This window comes from Caulobacter sp. GW821-FHT10F06 (assembly GCF_058809215.1).
This window is the reverse complement of record NZ_JBXASK010000003.1, coordinates 26,599-47,239: the sequence shown is the minus strand read 5'-3', so window position 1 is coordinate 47,239 and position 20,641 is coordinate 26,599. Positions and strand designations below refer to the sequence as shown.

Annotated in this window: 19 protein-coding genes; 10 read left to right on the top strand and 9 right to left on the bottom strand. The window is 68.1% G+C overall.

Annotated elements, in window-relative coordinates; translation table 11 throughout:
* Positions 1-142 precede the first annotated feature (142 nt).
* The 3 genes from AC1RUS_RS06520 (at position 143) to alr (ending at position 3,573) form a co-directional block, all read left to right on the top strand.
* On the top strand, positions 143-1,663 hold the full coding sequence (locus AC1RUS_RS06520) for a replicative DNA helicase (protein WP_492914247.1): 1,521 nt from the start codon (positions 143-145) through the stop codon (positions 1,661-1,663).
* Between the two features lie 66 nt (positions 1,664-1,729).
* Positions 1,730-2,419, top strand: coding sequence for a MarC family protein (locus tag AC1RUS_RS06515; protein ID WP_492914245.1), 690 nt, complete (start codon positions 1,730-1,732; stop codon positions 2,417-2,419).
* Between the two features lie 65 nt (positions 2,420-2,484).
* Complete coding sequence (gene alr, locus AC1RUS_RS06510; protein WP_492914243.1) at positions 2,485-3,573, top strand: alanine racemase; 1,089 nt, start codon at positions 2,485-2,487, stop codon at positions 3,571-3,573.
* 16 nt (positions 3,574-3,589) lie between these two features.
* Here alr and AC1RUS_RS06505 read toward each other — a convergent pair whose 3' ends face one another.
* Positions 3,590-4,783 carry a Yip1 family protein gene (locus tag AC1RUS_RS06505; protein ID WP_492914241.1) on the bottom strand — a complete coding sequence of 398 codons (1,194 nt, stop codon included), beginning with the start codon at positions 4,781-4,783 and terminating at the stop codon, positions 3,590-3,592.
* A 167-nt stretch (positions 4,784-4,950) separates the two neighbouring features.
* Between AC1RUS_RS06505 and radA the strand changes: the two genes are divergently transcribed.
* From radA to AC1RUS_RS06470, 7 genes are all read left to right on the top strand, one after another.
* A complete protein-coding gene (radA, locus tag AC1RUS_RS06500; protein WP_492914238.1) occupies positions 4,951-6,333 on the top strand; it encodes a DNA repair protein RadA in 1,383 nt (460 codons plus the stop codon).
* The gene (locus tag AC1RUS_RS06495) at positions 6,330-6,947 is read left to right on the top strand and encodes a CvpA family protein (protein WP_492914236.1); all 618 of its coding nucleotides are present in this window, start codon (positions 6,330-6,332) and stop codon (positions 6,945-6,947) included. Before radA ends, AC1RUS_RS06495 begins: the two co-directional genes overlap by 4 nt.
* Positions 6,944-8,443, top strand: coding sequence for an amidophosphoribosyltransferase (purF, locus tag AC1RUS_RS06490; protein ID WP_492914234.1), 1,500 nt, complete (start codon positions 6,944-6,946; stop codon positions 8,441-8,443). The genes AC1RUS_RS06495 and purF overlap by 4 nt, the downstream gene beginning before the upstream one ends.
* Positions 8,444-8,566: 123 nt before the next feature.
* Entirely contained in the window at positions 8,567-9,583 is a 1,017-nt protein-coding gene (locus tag AC1RUS_RS06485) for a bile acid:sodium symporter family protein (RefSeq protein ID WP_492914232.1), read from the top strand.
* 8 nt (positions 9,584-9,591) lie between these two features.
* Positions 9,592-10,341, top strand: coding sequence for an SDR family NAD(P)-dependent oxidoreductase (locus AC1RUS_RS06480; protein ID WP_492914230.1), 750 nt, complete (start codon positions 9,592-9,594; stop codon positions 10,339-10,341).
* Positions 10,342-10,432: 91 nt separating this feature from the next.
* Positions 10,433-11,464, top strand: a complete 1,032-nt coding sequence (locus tag AC1RUS_RS06475; protein ID WP_492914228.1) for a hypothetical protein — start codon at positions 10,433-10,435, stop codon at positions 11,462-11,464.
* Positions 11,465-11,672: 208 nt separating this feature from the next.
* The gene (locus AC1RUS_RS06470; protein ID WP_492914227.1) at positions 11,673-13,073 is read left to right on the top strand and encodes a methyl-accepting chemotaxis protein; all 1,401 of its coding nucleotides are present in this window, start codon (positions 11,673-11,675) and stop codon (positions 13,071-13,073) included.
* Positions 13,074-13,158: 85 nt separating this feature from the next.
* On the opposite strand, the gene der is transcribed toward AC1RUS_RS06470, so the two are convergent.
* The 8 genes from der to AC1RUS_RS06430 form a co-directional block, all read right to left on the bottom strand.
* Entirely contained in the window at positions 13,159-14,931 is a 1,773-nt protein-coding gene (gene der / locus AC1RUS_RS06465; protein WP_492914224.1) for a ribosome biogenesis GTPase Der, read from the bottom strand.
* Positions 14,932-15,005: 74 nt separating this feature from the next.
* Positions 15,006-15,878, bottom strand: a complete 873-nt coding sequence (locus AC1RUS_RS06460; RefSeq protein ID WP_492914222.1) for a class I SAM-dependent methyltransferase — start codon at positions 15,876-15,878, stop codon at positions 15,006-15,008.
* Positions 15,879-15,977: 99 nt separating this feature from the next.
* Positions 15,978-17,408 (bottom strand): PQQ-like beta-propeller repeat protein, encoded by a 1,431-nt coding sequence (locus AC1RUS_RS06455; RefSeq protein ID WP_492914220.1) that lies wholly within the window; start codon positions 17,406-17,408, stop codon positions 15,978-15,980.
* Positions 17,405-18,151, bottom strand: a complete 747-nt coding sequence (locus AC1RUS_RS06450; RefSeq protein ID WP_492914218.1) for a tetratricopeptide repeat protein — start codon at positions 18,149-18,151, stop codon at positions 17,405-17,407. The genes AC1RUS_RS06455 and AC1RUS_RS06450 overlap by 4 nt, the downstream gene beginning before the upstream one ends.
* Before the next feature lie 168 nt (positions 18,152-18,319).
* Positions 18,320-19,147 carry a 3-methyl-2-oxobutanoate hydroxymethyltransferase gene (panB, locus tag AC1RUS_RS06445; protein ID WP_492915276.1) on the bottom strand — a complete coding sequence of 276 codons (828 nt, stop codon included), beginning with the start codon at positions 19,145-19,147 and terminating at the stop codon, positions 18,320-18,322.
* Between the two features lie 101 nt (positions 19,148-19,248).
* A complete protein-coding gene (locus AC1RUS_RS06440) occupies positions 19,249-19,629 on the bottom strand; it encodes a hypothetical protein (RefSeq protein WP_492914216.1) in 381 nt (126 codons plus the stop codon).
* Positions 19,622-20,194, bottom strand: a complete 573-nt coding sequence (locus tag AC1RUS_RS06435; RefSeq protein ID WP_492914214.1) for an RNA polymerase sigma factor — start codon at positions 20,192-20,194, stop codon at positions 19,622-19,624. The genes AC1RUS_RS06440 and AC1RUS_RS06435 overlap by 8 nt, the downstream gene beginning before the upstream one ends.
* A gap of 28 nt (positions 20,195-20,222) precedes the next feature.
* Positions 20,223-20,606: a DUF6249 domain-containing protein gene (locus AC1RUS_RS06430; RefSeq protein ID WP_492914212.1), complete on the bottom strand. Its 384-nt coding sequence runs from the start codon at positions 20,604-20,606 to the stop codon at positions 20,223-20,225.
* Positions 20,607-20,641 lie beyond the last annotated feature (35 nt).

Genomic DNA, 20,641 nt, shown 5'->3' with positions numbered 1-20,641 from the left:
CTACCTTACGGAAGGCGCGGAGAGCGATCTCCGCGCCTTTCTCTTGTGCGGAGCCCGGCTCAGAACATACACAGAATATCCCCGTTCATCTGACGCGCGCCGCGACGGCGCGCGCGCTAAAAATCAGGGTCCGCGTTAACCTGTGGCCATGTCTCTCGTCCCCGCTCTGGACCTTCACCCGCCCCACGCCGACGTGGTCGTCAACACGGCGCCGCATAACCTGGAAGCCGAGCAGGCCCTGCTCGGTGTGCTGCTGTACGACAACGCCGCCTACGAGCGCCTGACCGACTCGCTGAACGGCAAGCACTTCTACGAGCCGTTCCACCAGCGGCTGTTCCAGTCGATCGAGACCCACATCCGCAAAGGCCAGCTGGCCGAGCCGATCCTGCTGGCGGATGAGTTCAAGAAGGACCCGGCCTTCGACGAGCTGGGAGGTCTGCGCTACCTGGCCGACCTGGTCGATCGCGCCCCGCCAGCCGCGAACGTGGGCGATTATGCCCGCGCCGTCTTCGACCTCGCACTGCGCCGCGACCTGATCCGCATCGGCGGCGAGATCGCCCAGGCCGCCCATGGCGGCGGCGACGAGAAACGCGCGGCCCGCGACCAGATCGAAGCGGCTGAACAGCAGCTCTACACCCTGGCCGAAAGCGGCGTGGCCTCGTCCGGCTTCGTCAGCTTCGGCGACGCCCTGCGCGGCGCGGTGGAGATGACCGCCGAGGCCTACAGCCGCGACGGCGGCATGTCGGGCGTCTCCACCGACCTGATGGACCTGGACCAGAAGATCGGCGGCCTGCACCCCTCCGACCTGATCGTGCTGGCCGGTCGTCCGTCGATGGGCAAGACGGCGCTCGCGACCAACATTGCGTTCAACATCGCCAAGAAGTACGCCTACGAGATCCAGCCGGACGGCACCAAGAAGACGGTTCAGGGCGGCGTGGTGGCCTTCTACTCGCTGGAAATGAGCGCCGAGCAGCTGGCCCTGCGTATGCTGGCCGACGCCTCGGGCGTGTCGGGCGACCGCCTCCGCAAGGGCGAGATCGACGCCAGCGAGTTCGGTCGGGTCCGCGACGCGGCCATGGATCTGCAGGAAGCGCCGCTCTACATCGACGCCACCGGCGGCATCTCGATCGCCAAGCTGACCGCCCGCGCCCGACGCCTGAAGCGTCAGGTCGGCCTGGACCTGGTGGTCGTCGACTACCTGCAGCTGGTCACCGGCTCGGACCTCGGCTCCAACGCCAACCGCGTGCAGGAAGTCTCGCAGATCACCATGGGCCTGAAGGCCCTGGCCAAGGAACTGGCCTGCCCGGTCATCGCGCTCTCGCAGCTGTCGCGTCAGGTCGAAGCCCGCGAAGACAAGCGGCCCCAGCTCTCCGACCTTCGCGAATCCGGCTCGATCGAGCAGGACGCCGACATGGTCTGGTTCGTCTACCGCGAAAGCTACTATGTCGGCCGCGCCGAGCCGCGCGAGGGCACGCCCGAGCACCTGACCTGGCAGGAAGACATGGATCGCCTGCAGGGCCTGGCCGAAGTGATCATCGCCAAGCAGCGTCACGGTCCCATCGGCACCGTGCGCCTGTCGTTCAACAGCGACACCACCCGCTTCGGCAACCTGGCTCGCGACCACTACTTCGCGCAGGCGCGGAACATTCCTTCGGACGAGTAGCGTGTTTGACGCGAGGGGGCGTGGCGGGCAAGGCTCGCCCGCCCGCTTCCGTCAGACGAGTCACCCGTGAACTTCAGCCCCCTGCCCGTCTCGACCTTTGTCGGCGCCTTCCTGCTGGCGTTTCCGGCGCTGTTCTCGATCGTCAATCCGGTGGGCGCGTCGCTGATCTTCGACCAGGCGATGGGCGGTCGAGGCCGGGTCGAGCGGCTGAAACTGGCCCGCACCATCGGCTTCTACGCCTTCCTGGTGCTGCTGGGATCGTTGCTGCTGGGCGGCTACATCCTGAACTTCTTCGGCGTGAGTCTGGGCGCCCTGCGGGTGGCCGGCGGTCTGGTGGTGGCCATCCGCGCCTGGGGCCTCCTGATGGATCCGCAGGAGCACGAGGATCGCAAGGCCGATCAGACCGAGCCGGCCCAACGGCTGGAGGATGTGGCCTTCTTTCCGCTCACGATGCCGTTCACGACGGGCCCTGGCTCGATCTCGGTGGCCATCGCCCTGTCGTCGCAGCGCCCGACCGAGGGCAGCGCCGTCGGCTTCTTCGCCGGCGCGGGCCTGGCGGCGGGGCTGGTCGCGATCCTGGTCTGGCTGCTCTACAGCGCCTCGGGCCGAGTGACGCGGATGCTCGGCCAGTCGGGTGCGCGGGTGCTGTCGCGGCTGGTGGCGTTCCTGCTGCTCTGCATCGGCGTGCAGATCACCGCCTCGGGCTTCGAGAACCTGGTGACGGTGTTCGCGACCAAGCACCCAGGGCTGTTCTAGCTGGAAAAGCCGGGCCGCCTCCGCTACGCCCTGACCGCGCCCGCATCGCTTTCGCCTGAGCTCCCGTGACCGATCCTTCCGACGCCCGCCTGACGATCGACCTGGACGCCCTGACCGCCAACTACCGGGCGCTGAAGGCGGCCGCCGGCAGCGTGGACGTGGCTCCGGCGGTCAAGGCCGACGCCTACGGCCTGGGCACGGCCATCGTCGCCGATCGCCTGTGGGCCGAGGGCGCGCGCACCTTCTACACCGCCCGCCTTTCGGAGGGCGTGGCCCTGCGCGAAAGCCTGGGCGACCGCGAGGCGACGATCTACGTGCTCGACGGCGTCACGCCGGGCTCGGCCGCGAAACTGGAGGCCGCCGGCCTGACGCCAGCCCTCAACAGCCTGCCTCAGATCGAGGCGTGGAACAGCCACGCACGCGGCGGACGCCTGAAAGCCGCCATCCATGTCGACACCGGCATGAACCGTCTGGGCCTGCGCCTGGAGGAAGTCCGCGTGCTGCTGGGGGCGATGGACCGTCTCAAGCATGTCGAGGTTGTCCAGGTGATGAGCCACCTGGCCTGCGCCAACGAACCCGACCACCCGCTGAACGCGGCCCAACTGGCGCGTTTCCAGGAGGCTGTAACGCTCTTCCCGGACGCCCGCCGGAGCCTGGCCAATTCGGCGGGAGTCTTCCTGGGCGCCGACTACGCCTTCGACCAGGTGCGGCCGGGGATCAGTCTCTATGGCGGCGGTCCCAACGACGCGCCCGACGCCCGCATCCGGGCCGTGGCCACCTTCGAGGCTCCGATACTGCAGGTGCGCAACGTGCCGCGCGGCGAGAGCATCGGCTACGGCGGGGCCTATACCGCCACCGACAACACCCGGGTCGCCATCGTCGCCGTGGGCTATGCCGACGGCCTGCCGCGCGCCGCCCATCCGCGCGGCGCGGTGTGGTTCGATGGCAAGCTGCGGCCGATTCTAGGCCGGATCTCCATGGACCTGACCGCCGTCGACATCACCGACTGCGACGCCGCCCGGCCCGGCGCGATGGTGCAGATCATCGGCCCCGATCTTCCGGTCGACGACGCGGCGGCTGCGGCGGGCACGACGGCCTACGAGCTGCTGACTCGCATCGCGCCGCGCGCCCGGCGGGTGGTCAAGGGCGGCTGACGCCGCCCTCGCCTCACTACTTCGCCAAGGCTTCCAGACGGCCCGGATTGATCGAGGCCACCGCCTGTTTCAGCTCGTCGACGCTGGCGGCGTTGCCGTTGGCCTCGATGCTGAACCGGTCACCGACCAGCACCGCGTAGCGGCCCGACTTGGCCGAGCGGTCCCACTCCTCGGTGACCATGCGTCCGTCGACCTTGCCGATCTTCTCATAGCCGGTGGAGGTCTCGCGGCCGGACTGGGCGTTGACCGCATTGGCCATGGCCGCCAGGCCGGCCATCGCGCCCAGATCGGTGACCGCCAGCGAGAACGAGGTCCCGTCCTTGGCGTAGTCGCCCTTGACCACGGCCATGTTCATGCCGCCCGCGCCGCCCGAATTGCTCTCGATCTCGGTGCGGGCGTAGCCGGCGACGTTGTCGGGCAGCAGGGCCTTCAGCGCGTCGGACGAGACCAGCTTGACGTCGCGCCCGTCGCCGGAATTGGCGGCCGCTGCGGCGGCTTCGAGCTGCTTGGAGGCCGCCTCGACCTTGCCGAGATCGATCTCGTTGCCGTTGATGCTGACCTTGCCGGCGCTCCGGCTGGTTTCGACGTGGCCCATCGCGCCGCCCAGCACGGCCATGCCCGCGATGGCGCCGGTGACGGCTCCGACGACCAGGAACAGCACGATAGCGCACAGGATGGTCACGGCGGCGTAGCCGAACGCCTTCTCCTTGGGAGCCTTCATCAGCTTGGGCAGGCCGAGATAGAGCAGGTAGAGGCCATAGAGCCCGCCCAGGATGGCGATGAACCCCAGCGCCGGAATGATCTTCGCGATCCCGAACACCCAGCCGGCGGTGCCGCTGTAGGCCGCGACCTTGAAGGCCTGGATCCGGCTCTTCTGGCCGTCGAAGCTGGGCGCGAGGGCGTCGATGATCAGCGACAGGAGGAACACCGACAGCAAGGCCAGGCCATAGCTGACCACGGCCCCTGTGATGGCGGCGGTCAGGCTGGGCTTCACCGAGATCCCGAACAGGCCATGACCGAACAACTGGCCGCCGATCAGGCCGGCCAGGACCGGAAGGGCCGCCAGGATGCAGACATACCCCGCATAGATTCCGGGAACGGTGGCCCGTTCGGCGTCGATCCGGTCCCACTCGGCGGAAGGGCTCAGCAACAGCCGCTTGGCCCGTCCGAATAGGTCGGACGGAGCGGCGGCGGGTTCGATAACGGTCATGCGTCGGCTCTCCACGAATCCACAAACGCGCCCCCGCACGACGGCTCAATCTACGCATGTGTCGTGACAGTTGAGAACCGTGTTCAACAAGGGATCGACTGCGTCCGTCTTTGGCGCAGCGCGCCGGCAGCCTGTAGTCTCCAGTCATTCTCGAATCAGGAGCTTCCATGGCCCGTGACGGCGCCGTTTACGCCTGCCAGTCCTGTGGCGCGGTCCAGACCAAGTGGTCGGGGCAATGCCCGGCCTGCCAGGGTTGGAATACGCTGGTCGAGGAGGTCGGCGCCCGCGCGCCCGGAGCCTTGGCGACCACCAAGGCCAGCCGGCTTCGCGGCCTGCAGTTCACCGACCTGGAAAGCGACACCCCCGCCCCGCCCCGCATCATCACCGGCGTCGACGAATTCGACCGCGTCTGCGGCGGCGGCGTCGTGCCCGGTTCGGCCATCCTGATCGGCGGCGACCCCGGCGTGGGCAAGTCCACCCTGCTGCTGGAGGTGGTGTCCCGGGCCTCGCTGAAAGGCGTGTCCTGCGCCTACATCTCGGGCGAGGAGGCCGTGGCGCAAATCCGGGGCCGCGCCCACCGGATGGGCTTCGAGAAGGCGCCAGTGAAACTGGCGGCCGAGAGCAGCCTGCGCGACATCCTTGACGGCCTGAAGCGCGACAATTTCGATCTGGTGGTCATCGACTCCATCCAGACCATGTGGAGCGACGCCCACGAGGCCGGGCCCGGCACGGTCACCCAGGTGCGCGCCTGCGCCCAGGAGTTGGTGCGCCTGGCCAAGAAGAAGGGCGTGGCGATCCTGTTGGTCGGCCACGTCACCAAGGACGGTCAGATCGCCGGCCCGCGCGTTGTGGAGCATCTGGTCGACGCGGTGCTCAGCTTCGAGGGCGAGCGCGGCTATCCGTTCCGCATCCTGCGCGGCGCCAAGAACCGCTTCGGGGCCACCGACGAGATCGGTGTTTTCGAGATGGGCGACGTCGGCCTGCGCGAGGTCAGGAACCCCTCGGCCCTGTTCCTCAACGAGGGTGGCGAGCGCGCGGCGGGCGCGGCGGTGTTCGCCGGCATCGAGGGCTCGCGTCCCGTGCTGGTGGAATTCCAGGCGCTTGTGGCGCCGTCCGCCTACGGAACGCCGCGACGCGCCGTGGTCGGATGGGATTCCGGGCGCCTGGCGATGGTGTTGGCCGTACTTGAATCGCGCTGTGGCCTTGGTTTTGGCGATAAGGACGTCTATCTGAACGTCGCTGGCGGCCTGCGCATCACAGAGCCGGCGGCGGATCTCGCGGCGGCGGCGGCCCTGGCCTCTTCTGCGCTCGACATCGCCCTGCCCCAGGACTGCGTCGTGTTCGGCGAGGTCAGTCTGTCCGGCGAAGTGCGGCCCGTGAGCCGTATGGAGACGCGTTTGAAGGAAGCCGCGAAACTGGGGTTTGGCCGAGCGTTGTCGTCGCTCTCCGGCCTGCCTGAAGGCGGCGGCGCCTTGCCCGTGGCGGGGGTGGCGCGACTGGCCGACGCCGTGCGCCGGATCGGCGACGAGATCTGGGGCCAGCTGACGTGACGCCCTTCGACATCATCGCCGGACTTCTGCTTCTGACGTCCGGCTGTGTCGGCTTCGCGCGCGGGGCCTCGCGCGAACTGACCTCGGCCCTCTCCTTCATCCTCGCCGCCGCCATCGCCCTCTTCGGTCTGCGCGTCACCGGCCCGCTCTTCCGCGACCTGATGGACCCCGACTGGGCCGCCACGGCCTGCGCCCTGCTGGTGGTGTTCGTGGTCGTGTTCATCGGCCTGCGCCTCATCGGCGGACGCCTGACCGCCAGCCTGCACGAGAGCGCGCTGGGCCTGCTGGACCGCGCGGTCGGCGCGGGTTTCGGCCTGCTGCGCGCTTTCATCATCCTGGGCGTGTTCAACCTGCTCTTCCACATGGCCACGCCGCCCGATCGTGTGCCGGCCTGGGTCGAGAAATCCATCTTCTATCCCCTGTCCGAGGCCAGCGCCCGGGTGCTGAAAGTGTTCGCACCCAAGGGAAGCGCCCTGGCGGGAAAGCTCGCGCCGGCCATCGAAGGCGCGGTGCGGGGCGACAGCGACAAACCGTCCGACGCTAAATCGGGCGAACCCGGCTATGATAAGAACCAGCGTCAGCAACTCGACGATCTGGTGGAGAAATCGCGATGACCTTCATGGGCCAGTCGACCGACCGCTACTCGTCCCCCGTCTGGCGTGACCCCGAGGACGACACCCTGCGCCTCGAATGCGGCGTGTTCGGCGTCTACGGCGTCCGCGACGCCGCCGCCATCACCGCCCTGGGCCTGCACGCCCTGCAGCACCGGGGACAAGAGGCCTGCGGCATCGCCGCCTTCGACGGCCAGCGCTTCCATACCGAACGCCACATGGGCCACGTCGGCGACGCCTTCACCGGCGCCGACCTCGTCCAGCGCCTGCCGGGCGGCATGGCCATCGGCCACACCCGCTACTCCACCGCCGGCGGCAGCGGCATCCGTAACGTCCAGCCGATGTTCGCCGATCTCGAGACCGGCGGCGTGGCCATCGCCCACAACGGCAACCTGACCAATTTCCTGAGCCTGCGCGAACGCCTGGTGCAGGAAGGCGCGATCTTCCAGTCCACCTCGGACAGTGAAGTGATCCTCCACCTGATCGCCCGCTCGCGGAAGGCCAAGATCGTCGACCGCTTCATCGACGCCGTCGGCCAGATCGAGGGCGGCTACGCCCTGGTGGCGATCACCAACAAGAAGATGATCGGCATCCGCGACCCGCTGGGCATCCGCCCGCTGGTGCTGGGCGACCTGGACGGCAAGCCCGTCCTGGCCTCGGAAACCTGCGCCCTCGACATGATCGGCGCCCGCTTCGTACGCGACGTCGAGCACGGCGAGATGGTGGTGATCTCCGAGACCGGCGTGAAGTCGACCCGTCCGTTCTCGAACCTGCAGGCCCGCCCCTGCGTGTTCGAATATGTCTATTTCGCCCGCCCCGACAGCGTCGTGAACGGGCGCTCGGTCTATGACGTGCGCAAGCGCATGGGCCAGCGCCTGGCCATCGAGACCGGCGTCGAGGCCGATGTCGTGGTGCCCGTGCCCGACAGCGGCGTGCCGGCCGCCATCGGTTACGCCCAGCAGAGCGGCCTGCCCTTCGACCTGGGCATCATTCGCAACCACTATGTGGGCCGCACCTTCATCCAGCCGACCCAGGGCGTTCGCGAACTGGGCGTGCGCATGAAGCACAGCCCCAACCGCGCCGTGCTGGAAGGCAAGCGCGTGATCCTGATCGACGACTCGATCGTGCGCGGCACCACCTCGTTGAAGATCGTCCGCATGGTCCGCGAGGCCGGCGCCAAGGAGGTTCACCTCCGTTCGGCCAGCCCGCCGATCAAGTGGCCCGACTTCTACGGCATCGACATGCCCGAGCGCGAACAGCTGCTGGCGGCCAACAAGTCGCTGGAAGAAATGGCCCGGTTCCTGGAAGTGGACAGCCTGGGCTTCCTGTCGGTCGACGGCCTGTATGAGGCGCTGGAAGCCGGTCCGCGCGACCCGGTGACCCCGCAATTCACCGACCACTATTTCACCGGCGACTACCCCACCCGCCTGACCGACCGCGAAGTGGCCGAAGGCCGCAACGAGTCGAACGACAAGCAGTTGTCGCTGCTCAGCGCCTGATCCCACCCCACACGGTCATCCCCCGACTTGTTCGGGGGACCCAAGCTGAGCTAACCGTGCAGCCCGGACACCTCGGCTTGGGTCGCCCGGACGAATGGGGCGATGACGAATGAGAGTGGCCGCGTGAGCAATCCAGTTTCCAATCTCCTCTCCAAGCTGAAGATCGACGGCTACATCCTGGCCCTGGTCAGCATGGTGCTGCTGGCGTCCTTCCTGCCGATCCATGGCCAGCCCGCCGCGATCCTGGGCGTGGTGGTCAAGCTGGCCATCGCCCTGCTGTTCTTCCTGCACGGCGCCAAGCTGTCGCGCGAAGCCGTGGTGGCGGGGATCACCCACTGGCGTCTGCACCTGACGATCCTGGCCTTCACCTTCGTGCTGTTCCCGATCCTGGGCCTGCTGGCCTCAAAGTCGGGCGTGCTGTCGCCGACCCTGGCGGCGGGCATGGTGTTCCTGGCCTGCCTGCCCTCGACCGTGCAGTCGTCGATCGCCTTCACCTCGATCGCCCGGGGCAATGTCGCCGCCGCCGTCTGCGCGGCATCGGCCTCGAACCTGCTGGGCATCTTCCTGACGCCGGTGCTGGTCAGCCTGCTGATGCACGCCCATGGCGGCGCGGGCGGCTGGAAGTCGATCCAGGACATCGTGGTCCAGCTGCTGCTGCCGTTCGTGGTCGGCCAACTGGCCCGTCCGGTGATCGGCAAGTGGATCGACAGGCACAAGAAGATGATCGGCTACGTGGATCGTGGCTCGATCCTGCTGGTGGTCTATTCGGCCTTCAGCGCCGCCGTGATCGGCGGGTTATGGAAGCGGGTGTCGCCGCTGGAGCTGATCGCCCTGCTGGCCGTCTGCGGCGCGCTGCTGACGGTGGTCATGCTGGCCACCACCTTCGGCGCGCGGGCCCTGGGCTTCTCCAAGGCCGACGAGATCGCCATCGTCTTCTGTGGCTCCAAGAAGAGCCTGGCCACCGGCGTGCCGATGGCCGGCATCCTGTTCCCCGGCGCGACGGCCGGCGTGCTGGTGCTGCCGCTGATGATCTTCCACCAGATCCAGCTGATGGCCTGCTCGGTCATGGCCCAGCGCTACGCTAAGCGTCCCGCCGACGACCTCACGGACGGGGTTCAAGAACCCGCCGCCGCCCGCTAAAAGCCCCCATGGATTCTTCAGCACAACCGCTCGCGGGCCGCGTCGCCCTGGTCACCGGCGCGACGCGCGGCATCGGCGAGGCCATCGCCCTTGGCCTGGCCAAGGCCGGCGCCCATGTCGTCGCCATCGGACGCACCCAGGGCGCGCTCGAGGCCCTGGACGACGCCATCTTCGCCGCCACCGGCGAACACGCCACCCTGGTGCCGCTGGACCTGCGCGAGGCCGACGGCCTGGACCAGCTGGGCGCGGCCCTGCATCAGCGCTGGCGCAAGCTGGACATCTTGGTCGGCGCCGCCGGCGTACTGGGCGCGCTGACCCCGGTGGGTCACCTCGACCCCAAGGGCTGGGACATGATCCTGTCCACCAACCTGACGGCCAACTGGCGGCTGATCCGGGCCATGGACCCGCTGCTGCGCGCCTCGGACGCCGGCCGGGCCCTGTTCCTGACCAGCAGCGTCGCCAAGAGCCATCCGGCCTTCTGGGGCGGCTACGCGGCCTCCAAGGCGGGTCTGGAAGCCATCGTCGACTGCTATGCCGACGAGATGGAGAACACCTCCGTTCGCGCCCTCTGCGTCGATCCCGGCGCGATGCGAACCCGCATGCGTTCGGGAGCCTTCCCGGGCGAAGACGCGGCGACGGTTCCCGAGCCGGCCACGATCGTCCCCTACATCGTCGACCTGGTCCGCCCCGACCGCCAGCCGCCCAAGGGCGTGGCCCGGTTCAAGGATCGCGGCCAGGAATCGGCCAGCATCTCCTGAAGAAAAGCGGGTTTTCGTCGCGCCACTTACGCGACGGTTACCTTGGCTGGGACATCCTGCGCGCGACTGAGCGCGTGGCGGGATCCCAAACATGCGAAACTCGACGTTCCTGGCCGTCATCGGCGTCGTCGTGCTGGCGGGCCTCGCGGTCGGCTGGAACGCCGATCGCCTGACGCGCCCCGCCACTAGGTCCGAGAAGACCGCGCCGCGTCACCTCTATCTGTTCGACACCACCAAGGGCGGCCGCGATCCGGGGCGGGTGCGCTACGCCGACTATGTCGATCCGAACGGCCCGCGCCGCATGGACTGCATCCTGCCGCCAACCTCGCCCGACACCCAGATCGTGGCGTTCGGCGTCTATGAGAGCCAGGCGATGTCCAGCGTCACGGTCGGCGGCCTCTCTGAGGAGACCGGCGTCATCGACGTCGAGATCGAACCGGGCGCACGGCCGCTGTACCTGATCCTGTCCAGCTATGACCCGATGATCTGGCGGTTCACAGGGGCCACCCAGCGCGTCGCGCGCGTCGCCCTGGCCACGGTGACCCGCACCCCGGCCGGCACGCCGATGGCCGGAGTCGTCGGGCTGGACAAGGATCGGCTGGGCGCCGTCCAGGGCAAGGACTGTTTCGGCAGCTTCAGCAGCGCGGCCGAAGGTGGCCGCGTACGCCGGCTCAGCCGGACCGTGCTGGGTCGCGATCCCGATGTGCTGGGCGCGGCCTACGACATCACCGCCGTCCGCCTGCCGTCGGCCCGCGCGGCCAAGGCCCTGAGCGCGCCCGAACGGCCCGAAGGCTTTGATCCGGATCTGTGGCGCGAGGCGGCCCGCTTCAACCCCGGCGGCCTGGTCCAGGTCGATCCGACCCAGGTGATCGCACTGGGCGAGGCCCGGTCCTACGACATCCTGCCCAACCAGATGGGCTTGGCCCAGTTGATCGGGTCCGGCGCGATCCGCCCGCGCGACGGCCATTTCGAGATCACCCGCTCCATCGCCCACTATCCCGCCAGCCTGAGCGGCGCGCACGCCGTGGTCTTCAAGATGGCCGAGGGCGTGTCACGGCCCAGCGGCGATCCGGGGCACTCCTGCATGATCGGCGACAGCCAGTTTCATGGGTTGAGGTGCTAATTTGAGAACGATTCTCGCCTGAATTGTATAAACTGTGACAGTTCTTGCCTGTAGCGAGTTGCTGCAAGATTAGAGGCCACAAATTGTAAAATTTCGCGATCGAAAAGCAATATCCGACCCGCGAACAACCCGGATTAAGGCTTCGATAACCAGATCGACCCACCCGTGCGAACAACGTTTCTCGAAGCGGATTTCACAGGGGACCGAAATGGCGAACTTCAGTTTTGGCCGACGACCGGCCAACGATGCTACGCGTCTCACCAAGCTTGCGGAGACGGTCGCGGCCGTGGACCGCTCCCAGGCCGTCATCGAGTTCAATCTCGACGGCACGATCATCACCGCCAACGCCAACTTCCTGAAGACGGTCGGTTATTCGCTCGACGAGATCCAGGGCCGGCATCACCGCATGTTCGTCGAGCCGTCCTACGGCCAAAGCGCCGCCTATGACGACTTCTGGAAGACGCTCAACACCGGCCAGTTCCTGGCCGACAAGTTCATGCGCCTGGCCAAGGGTGGCGGCGAAATCTGGATCCAGGGGGCCTACAACCCGATCTTCGACGAGGCGGGAAAGCCCTACAAGGTCATCAAGTTCGCCACCGACATCACCGCCATCGAGACGGCGCGGATCGCCAACGAGGCCGAACGCGCCCGGTCCGAGGCCGAGCAGAACGCCGTGGTCTCGACCCTGGCCGACAGCCTGACCAAGCTGGCCCAGGGTGACCTGACTGCTCGCATCGACGCCCAGTTCGATGGTCGCTACCAGCAGATCAAGAAGGACTTCAACGCCGCCATCGACAGCCTGCGCCAAACCATGAGCAGCATCGCCGCCGCCGCGGACGGGCTGCAGAACGGCTCCAACGAGATCGCCAGCGCCTCTGACGATCTATCCAAGCGCACCGAGCAGCAGGCTGCCAGCCTGGAGGAGACCGCCGCCGCGCTCGACGAGATCACCGCCACGGTCCGCCGCAGCGCCGAGGGGGCCAAGCAGGCCTCGTCGGCCGCCAACGGCGCGCGGGTCGATGCGACGCGGTCGGGAGCCGTCATGCGCGACGCCGTCTCGGCCATGGGCGAGATCGAGCAGAGCTCGTCGCAGATCACCCAGATCATCGGCGTGATCGACGAGATCGCCTTCCAGACCAACCTCCTGGCGCTGAACGCCGGGGTCGAGGCCGCGCGGGCCGGCGATGCGGGTCGCGGCTTCGCGGTCGTGGCGCAGGAAGTGCGGGCCCTGGCCCAGCGCTCGGCCGACGCCGCCAAGGAGATCAAGACGCTGATAGCCAGCAGCACCAGCCAGGTCGAGCGCGGCGTGCGCCTGGTCGGCGAGACCGGTCAGGCCCTGACCGGCATTGTCGCCAAGGTGGCCGAGATGGACGCCCTGATCTCCGAGATCGCCCAGTCGTCGCAGGAGCAGGCCACTGGCCTCAACCAGGTCAACGCCGCCGTCAACCAGATGGACCAGGTGACCCAGCAGAACGCGGCCATGGTCGAGGAAGCCACCGCCGCAGCTTCGAACCTGAGGTCGGAAGCCTCCGAACTGGCTCGACTCGTGTCCAGCTTTGACACCGGTGTCCAGGGGCGCGCGTTCGAGCGTCCGCGCCTGCGGGCCTAGGGCGTCCTGCGGCTCTGAACCCACTGCAGATGGCCGTCGCCCGGTGAGGGCGACGGTTCATCAATGGGTGAACGTATGACGCGGATCAGCGCTTGGGCGGCGTCTTGTTGCCGCGAACGATCTTCGAGCCCGCCACCGGCCGCTTGGGCGCGGCCGCCTTGCCGCCGGCGGCCTTGAAGCCGACCTTGTAGCTGGGCGTGGTCGAGACCTTCTTCTGGGCGCGAGGGCCCTGCTTCTTGACCGACTTGACGGCGGCCTTGCCGGGTTCGGCGGCGGGTCCCTCGACGGCGGCGCTGGTGGTGGGCGCGCCGCCCTTGCTGGCGGGAGCCGCCTTCTTCTTCACCGGTTTGGCGACCTTGGTCGGATCGGGCAGACCCGCCGCGATCGCCGCCGCGGCGGCGGCTTCATCGGCGATGCGCTTGGACTTCTTGACCGTGTTGCGCGAGGCGCGGATGCGCTCCTCTTCGCGCTCGCGGCGCTCGAACTCGCGCTTGCCCCGGCCACTGTGGCCCTTGGCCTCGCCGTCGGCATAGGGGTTGGCGCCCGACTTGATGGTGATGCGCAGCGGCACCCCCGGCAGGTCGAAGCTCTCGCGCAGGCTGTTGATCAGATAGCGCCGATAGTGGTCGGGCATCTGGTCGGCGCGGCTGGAGAACAGGACGAACGTCGGCGGGCGGGCTTTGGTCTGGGCCATGTACTTGGGCTTGATGCGCTTGCCGCTGACCGAGGGCGGCGGATGGCGCTGCATGGCCATCTGCAGCCAGTCGTTCAGGTCGCGCGTCTTGACCTTGGTCGACCAGTCCTTGTGGATCTTCATCACGGCCGGCATCAGCTTCTCGATGCCCTTGCCGGTCTCGCCCGACAGCGCCACCACCGGCGCGCCGCGCACCTGGGGCAGCATGCGCTCGGCATGCTCGCGGAAGGCGGCCAGTTGAGCGGCGGGATCCTCGATCAGATCCCACTTGGCCAGCACGAACACCAGGGCGCGCCCTTCCCGCTCGGTCAGGTCGGCGATCTGCAGGTCCTGGATCTCGAAGGGGTGGGTGGCGTCCATCACCAGCACCACCACCTCGGCGAAGGTGACGGCGCGGATGGTGTCCTGGGTGGAGAGCTTTTCCAGCTTCTCCTGCACCTTGGCCTTCTTGCGCAGGCCGGCGGTGTCGACGAGGCGGACCTTGCGGCCGTCCCACAGCCAGTCGACCGAGATCGAGTCGCGGGTGATGCCCGCTTCGGGACCGGTCAGCAGGCGCTGCTCGCCGATCAGGCGGTTGACCAGGGTGGACTTGCCGGCGTTGGGACGGCCGACGATGGCCAGCCGGATCGGCTTGTCCTCATCATCCTCGTCGTCGTCGGAATACTGGTCCTCGGGAACAGCCTCCAGCATGGCGGCGTAGAGCTCGGCCATGCCCTCGCCGTGCTCGCCCGAGATCGGGATCGGCTCGCCCAGGCCCAGCTTGTAGGCCTCGCCAATGCCCGACTGGCCGGCTTTGCCCTCGGCCTTGTTGGCGGCGATGATCACCGGCTTGCCGCGACGGCGCAGCAGGGTGGCGAACACCTCGTCCAGCGGCGTCACGCCTTCGCGGGCGTCGTAGATGAACAGCGAGAGGTCGGCTTCCTCGACGGCCAGCTCGGTCTGCTGGCGCATGCGCGCTTCCAGGCTCTCGTCGGAAACATCCTCGAAGCCGGCGGTGTCGATTAGTTCCAGGTCGAGGTCGCCGAGGCGGCCCGAGGCGTAGCGGCGGTCACGGGTGACGCCCGGCTGGTCGTCGACGATGGCCAGTTTCTTACCGGCGAGTCGATTGAACAGCGTGGACTTGCCCACATTGGGGCGGCCGACGATGGCGAGTTTCAATGGCATCGGTGTGCAGTAGTCGATTTTTCCCGTTCCCGCAAAGCGAGCCGGGCTTTCGACGCCATCAAGGCCCGGCGATCCTATCCCTTGGCGCGGTAAAAACAGGCCCGGGCGTCGCTGGGAGCCAGCCAGGTCAGGGGATAGGTGGCGACCGCGAAGGCATAGGCGGCCAGCGACAGCGGCAAGGGTTCGGACTTCACGCAGCGGATGCGCGACCACAGGCCCTTGAGGCCGACCGTGTCCAGCCGCAGGCGTCCCACCTCGGTCAAGCCGCGGCGCTCAACGGCCTGCCGGAGGTTGCCGGCCGTGAAATACCAGATGTGCGGCGACGGCAGGCCGCGCTGCCACAGCCGCGCCAGGGCGCCGCCGAAGCCCAGACGATCGAGGACGGCGGCGGTGCGATAGTAGAAACCCTCGCGGTCAGGGCAGTTCAAGCACAGGACGCCGCCGGGCTTCAGACGATCGACGCAGGCCGCCAAGGCTGAATCCATGTCCGGGATGTGCTCGAACACGTCGTTGAAGACGATGATGTCGTAGGTCGCCCCGGGCTCCAGCACGTCGGGGAAGTAGCCGTGGCGCACCACGGCTCCGCCGGCCCGCGCCGCCTCCACCGTATTGGCGTCGGGCTCGACGCCCTCGGCCTGGAAGCCCAGCTCGCGGGCCTGCGACAGCAGGAAGCCCGGCCCGGAGCCGACGTCCAGCAGGCTGGCCGGCGGCGGCTTCAGCTGGGCCAGGCGTTCGAGGAGACGGGCGTTGTTGGCGCGCCGCAGGGTCTCGAGGCCCGCTTCGCGCAGGGATTCGTCGATCAGGCCCTCGCCGGCCTCGTCGGGAATATTGATCTCGAAATTGGAGCGGAGGACCCCGCAGGTCCCGCAGCGTCTAAGCCAGTCCCGGCGGAAGTATCGAAGCTGCCCGTCACAGACCGGGCAACCGATCTCACCATCCAAGGCCATCTGGTCTCTCACTCAACGCGTCACAATCGAAGATTGAGACGCGTTGAGAGGAAAACGCAACCTTGCAGCAATGAAACTCCACTCTCGCGAGTGGAATAATTAGCGGATCGCCACGACCTGGGCGTCGTCTGTCACCACATAGACCATCGCGCCGACGGCGATAGGGGCCAGCAGCACCGGCGCGCCGAGCTTGAGGGTCTTTTCGGTCGCGCCGGTCTTGGGGTTCAGGGCGACCAGCTGGCCGTCGCTGGAGGCCGTGATCAGGCGGCCCGAGGCCAGGATCGGGGTCGACCAAAGGCGCGGGTGCTTGGCCAGCTTCTTCTTCTGGCGCTTGGTCTGGCCCAGGCCCTCGTTGAGGTCGCGGATCCAGTAGACCGCGCCGCTTTCGCGCGCCACGCAGATCACCTGGCCGGCCTTGTCGATGACGTAGACGACGTCGCCGGCGGCCCAGGGGCTGGTGATGCCGGTGACCGGCAGGCTCCAGCGGGCCTGGCCCGTACGCAGGTCGGTCGCGGTGAACACGCCCGAGTGGCTGACGGCGAAGACGTCGCCCTTGTAGATCACCGGACGGCCGGGGATGTCGCGAATTTCCGACAGCGCGTTGGTGCGGCTGGCGCGCGACAGGGCCTCGCTCCACAGGTCGTTGCCGTTGGCGGCGCGCAGGGCCACCAGTTCGCCCGAGGCGAAGCCGGTGACGATGGTGTCGCCGCTGACGGCCGGGCTCGGGGCAGACAGGATGCGGGCCGGCTCGATCAGGGCCTGATAGGTCCAGCCCGGCGTGCCGGTGGCCGCGGCGTAGGTCAGCAGTTCGTTGTCGGTCGACACCACGAACACGCGGCCGTCGACGACCGTCGGGGCGGCGTGGATCGGCGTGGCCGTCGTCTGGCGCCAGCCTTCGGCGCCGCTGGCGGCGTCGATCTGGGCCACGAAGCGGAAACCCGACGAGACATAGAGCTTGTTGTCAGGGCCCAGGGCGACGCCGCCGCCGAAGCCGAGGCGGTCGTTCTTGACACCGCCGAAGCCCATGAAGCCCTTCTTGCCCGGACCGGCCGAGGGGCGCAGGTCCTTGCGCCAGTCGACCGAGCCGCTCTTGGCGTCGATCGCCGCGACGGAGGATTCGCCGTCCATCACGAAGATGCGGTCGGCGCTGGCCACCGGCGGAGCGGTGATGTGGAACTTGCGGTTGGCCTTCTGGCCGAAGCCCTTGCGCCAGGCGATCTCGAACGCCTTGGCGGCGTCGACATGTTCGACGGACTGCTCGGCGTTGCCGCCCGGCAGGCGCCATTCGGTCTGGGTCGCGGGCTCGGGGAGATAGAAGTCGGCGCCCTTCAGGGATTCGGAGGTCTCGACCTTCTGATCGAAGGCGATGACCGAGATCCGCTGGCCCTGGGTGGCCTTGGCCTTGGCCTTCTCGTCGGACTTGTCGAACGGATTGATCTTCGAGATCGTCGAGCAACCGCTCACCGTCATCGTCGCCGACATCAGCGCGATGAGCGCCACGGAACGCTTGGAAATCATGGAGCGGCTCATTGGGCGCCGTTCGGCGCGGGTTGCTGGAGCGCCGGCATCGTCGGAGCGGGAGGCAGCGCGATCGCGGCCTTCACCGTCGCCGCCAGATTGGCGGCCGAGCCGGAGTCGATCAGTTGGATGGCCGCTTGGGCGCGCTGGCGCACCTCGTCGGACGAGTTGTCGAGCAGATTGGCCAGAACAGTAAAGTCCTCGCGTGCGCCCTTAGTGTTTCCGGCTTGAAGCTTGGCGAAAGCCAAGGCTTCCTTGGCCTTCACCCGATACGGACTTTTTTCCCCCGCCAACGGCGTCAACCTCGCTTCGATGTCCTTGAACGAGGCCGTATCCATGAGCGCGAAGGCGGATTTGAGGCGGGCGAGGTCGCCAATCACCGGATCGGAAGAAAGCTTGGCCGCTTCGTCGAAATAGGCCACCGCCTCGGCGGTCTTGCCCTCGTCGAGGCGGATGCCGCCCATGTGCATCAGGGCCAGGGCGCGATAGCCGTGGGCGCCGCCCTTGGACACCGTCTGCATGGCGGGGAAGCCCTTGGCCGTGCCTTCGCGGCCCATGGTCTCCAGCGCGGCCTGATAGGCTTCCGACGCCTTGGCGGCTTCCTTGTCCTGGTAGGAGGTCCAGCCCCAATAGCCGCCCACGCCGATGACGACGGCGACCGTCGCGGCGCCGATCCACGGCAGCGCCTTCAGCGCGAGGGTCTTGTAACGGTCGGAGCGAAGCTGCTCTTCGACCTCGTCAAACACATCGACCACGAACGAGGCTCCGAAACGGGCGGTTGGACGGCCCTGGCGTGACATCGGAAAACGGTCCCGACGGCGACGCATGGTTTACAACAGAATGTGGCCGGCGGGGGGCCGCCAGCGCAGGCGGCGAACCTATAGCGTGTCCGGGGCCGCCGCAACGGCTCCGGCGGTCAAGCTTCAGCTCTTCTTGGCGTAGTAGGTCTCGGCCTCGCCGGGGAAGGTGCGCGCCTTGACGTCATCGGCGTACTGCTGAGCGGCGCGCTCGATCTCGCCCTTCAGGTCGGCGTAGCGGCGGACAAACTTGGGCGTCCAGTCGAACAGGCCCAGCATGTCGTCGGTCACCAGGATCTGACCGTCGCAGCCGGCCGAGGCCCCGATGCCGATGGTCGGCGGGGCGATGGCGGCGGTGATCTCGCGCGCCAGGCTCTCGGCCACGCCCTCGACCACGACCGCGAAGGCCCCGGCCTCGGCGGTGCGACGGGCCTCGTCGAGGATCAGCGCCCTGCCCGCCTCGTCCTTGCCCTTGGCCTTGAAGCCGCCGTCGACCAGCACGGCCTGGGGCCGCAGGCCGACGTGGCCCATCACCGGCACGCCGCGCTTGGTCAGATATTCGATGGTGGCCGGCACGGTGGGGCCGCTCTCGACCTTCACCGCCTGGGCGCCAGTCTCCTTCATGATCCGCACGGCGTTGTCGTAGGCGACCTCGGGCGAGGCCTCGTACGAGCCAAAGGGCATGTCGACCACCACCATGGCCTTGCGCGAGCCGCGCATCACCGCCTGGCCGTGCAGGATCATCATCTCCATGGTCACGCCCACGGTGTTGGGCAGGCCGTGGACCACCATGCCCAGCGAGTCGCCGACCAGCAGCAGGTCGCAGGCGTCGTCCAGGGCCGCCGCGACCGGCGCGGTGTAGGCCGTCAGGCAGACGATGGGCACGCCGCCCTTGCGGGCGGCGATGTCGGGGGCGGCCAGACGGCGAACCGTCTCTTCTCGGTGAGCGGACAGAAGGATGCTCCAGAACAGACCGTCGCGCGCGACGGCGCGCTGTTGTCGGTCAGAACGCGCCGCATCGCAACATGAACGACGATAAGTCGTTCATGGCCCGGCTAGAAGTCCTCCATCATCCGGGTCACGGCGAAGCCAAGCGCCAGCAGCGCCAGCCCCGCCGCCAGCCACAGCGCCTCGACGCTGGCGGGGGTGGCGGTCAGTTGGCTGAACTTGGTCATGGCCTTGTCGACATCGGCGCTCAGATCGCGCGTGCCGTCGTGCGACAGGGTCCGCAGTTCGGCCGAGAACCGGGTGGAGACGATCTGGAACGCCGCGATCAGTCCGGCCAGCACCCCTGCCCCGCCGATCAGCACGCGCCGCATCGCCCAGCCGCGATCGAGGCTGGCCCCGACCTGGGCGGCGAACAGCTCGGCGTCCGGAAAGGACGGGGCCTCGCTGTAAAGTCGCGTCAGCTGCGCTTCGAAATCGGGTTCAGCCATGAGCTTCCCTCCTCGAGCCTTCCGTCTGGGGGGCCAGTCTGGCCCTGAGTTTATCCAAACCACGTTTGACATGGGATTTCACCGTGCCGATCGGGATGTTCAGCGCCTCGGCGACCTCCGCGTGCGACCAGTCGCCCCCGTAGCAGAGCGAGACGCAGAGCCGCTCGCCCTTCGACAGGGCCTTGAGGGCCTCGTCCAGATCGATGCGGGCGCCGGTGCGGGACTCGTTGAGCGCCGACGGATCGTCGCCGTCCTGGGCCTCGTCGGTGAAGATCACCCGCGTGTCGCGCTTGACCTTGCGCAGGTAGAGCCGCGCGGCGATCCGCTTGATCCACCCCCCGAAAGCGCCTTCGCCGCGATAGTCGGCGACCTGCTCGAACCCGGCGAGGAACGCGTCCTGAGCGACATCATCGGCCGTGGCCGAGTCCGCGCCCATCCGGCGCAGAAGCCCCCGGATCGCCGAACCGTGCCGCCGAACCAGCTCACCATAGGCGCGCCGGTCGCCCGCCGCCGCGAAGGCGGCGAGTTCGACATCGTGGCCGGTTGGCGCGCGATCCATGGACATGCTTTTCCCCTTCCCCAAAGCCCAGCGATCAGACGCGCTTGGCTTTGTTGGGATTGAAGAAGCTGAGGATGATGTAGGCGACGCCGATCACGGCCGGGATGCAGGCGATGCCAATACCGGGCGAATGGAAGTCGCCGTCGCCGAAATCGGCGAAGTAGCTGAAGCCGGCCAGGCCGACGCCGACCGCCAGCCAGATGACGCCGGTGCGGACATCGCTCAGCGAGGTCGGGGCGACCTTCACATTGCGGGTCAGGGCCTCGATCACTTCGGGCGGGACGGGCTGACCCTTGTCGATGGCGGCGCGCAGCGTCGATTGCATTTCGACCCGCTCGCGGCTCTTGAGCCAGACCGGGGCGATGCAGATCGCCCCGATGACGATGAACAGGACGATGGGAACCAGAATGCCTTCCATGGCGAGATCCTCTTGGTGGGGCGCGATCCATTCAG

Coding starts and splice junctions, on each gene's coding strand:
- purF (WP_492914234.1), top strand. CDS start 6,944: ATGACCTTCATGGGCCAGTCGACCGACCGCTACTCGTCCCCCGTCTGG.
- AC1RUS_RS06505 (WP_492914241.1), bottom strand. CDS start 4,783: ATGACCGTTATCGAACCCGCCGCCGCTCCGTCCGACCTATTCGGACGG.
- AC1RUS_RS06460 (WP_492914222.1), bottom strand. CDS start 15,878: ATGGCCTTGGATGGTGAGATCGGTTGCCCGGTCTGTGACGGGCAGCTT.
- AC1RUS_RS06440 (WP_492914216.1), bottom strand. CDS start 19,629: ATGGCTGAACCCGATTTCGAAGCGCAGCTGACGCGACTTTACAGCGAG.
- AC1RUS_RS06475 (WP_492914228.1), top strand. CDS start 10,433: ATGCGAAACTCGACGTTCCTGGCCGTCATCGGCGTCGTCGTGCTGGCG.
- AC1RUS_RS06470 (WP_492914227.1), top strand. CDS start 11,673: ATGGCGAACTTCAGTTTTGGCCGACGACCGGCCAACGATGCTACGCGT.
- AC1RUS_RS06455 (WP_492914220.1), bottom strand. CDS start 17,408: ATGAGCCGCTCCATGATTTCCAAGCGTTCCGTGGCGCTCATCGCGCTG.
- radA (WP_492914238.1), top strand. CDS start 4,951: ATGGCCCGTGACGGCGCCGTTTACGCCTGCCAGTCCTGTGGCGCGGTC.
- AC1RUS_RS06430 (WP_492914212.1), bottom strand. CDS start 20,606: ATGGAAGGCATTCTGGTTCCCATCGTCCTGTTCATCGTCATCGGGGCG.
- der (WP_492914224.1), bottom strand. CDS start 14,931: ATGCCATTGAAACTCGCCATCGTCGGCCGCCCCAATGTGGGCAAGTCC.
- AC1RUS_RS06480 (WP_492914230.1), top strand. CDS start 9,592: ATGGATTCTTCAGCACAACCGCTCGCGGGCCGCGTCGCCCTGGTCACC.
- AC1RUS_RS06435 (WP_492914214.1), bottom strand. CDS start 20,194: ATGTCCATGGATCGCGCGCCAACCGGCCACGATGTCGAACTCGCCGCC.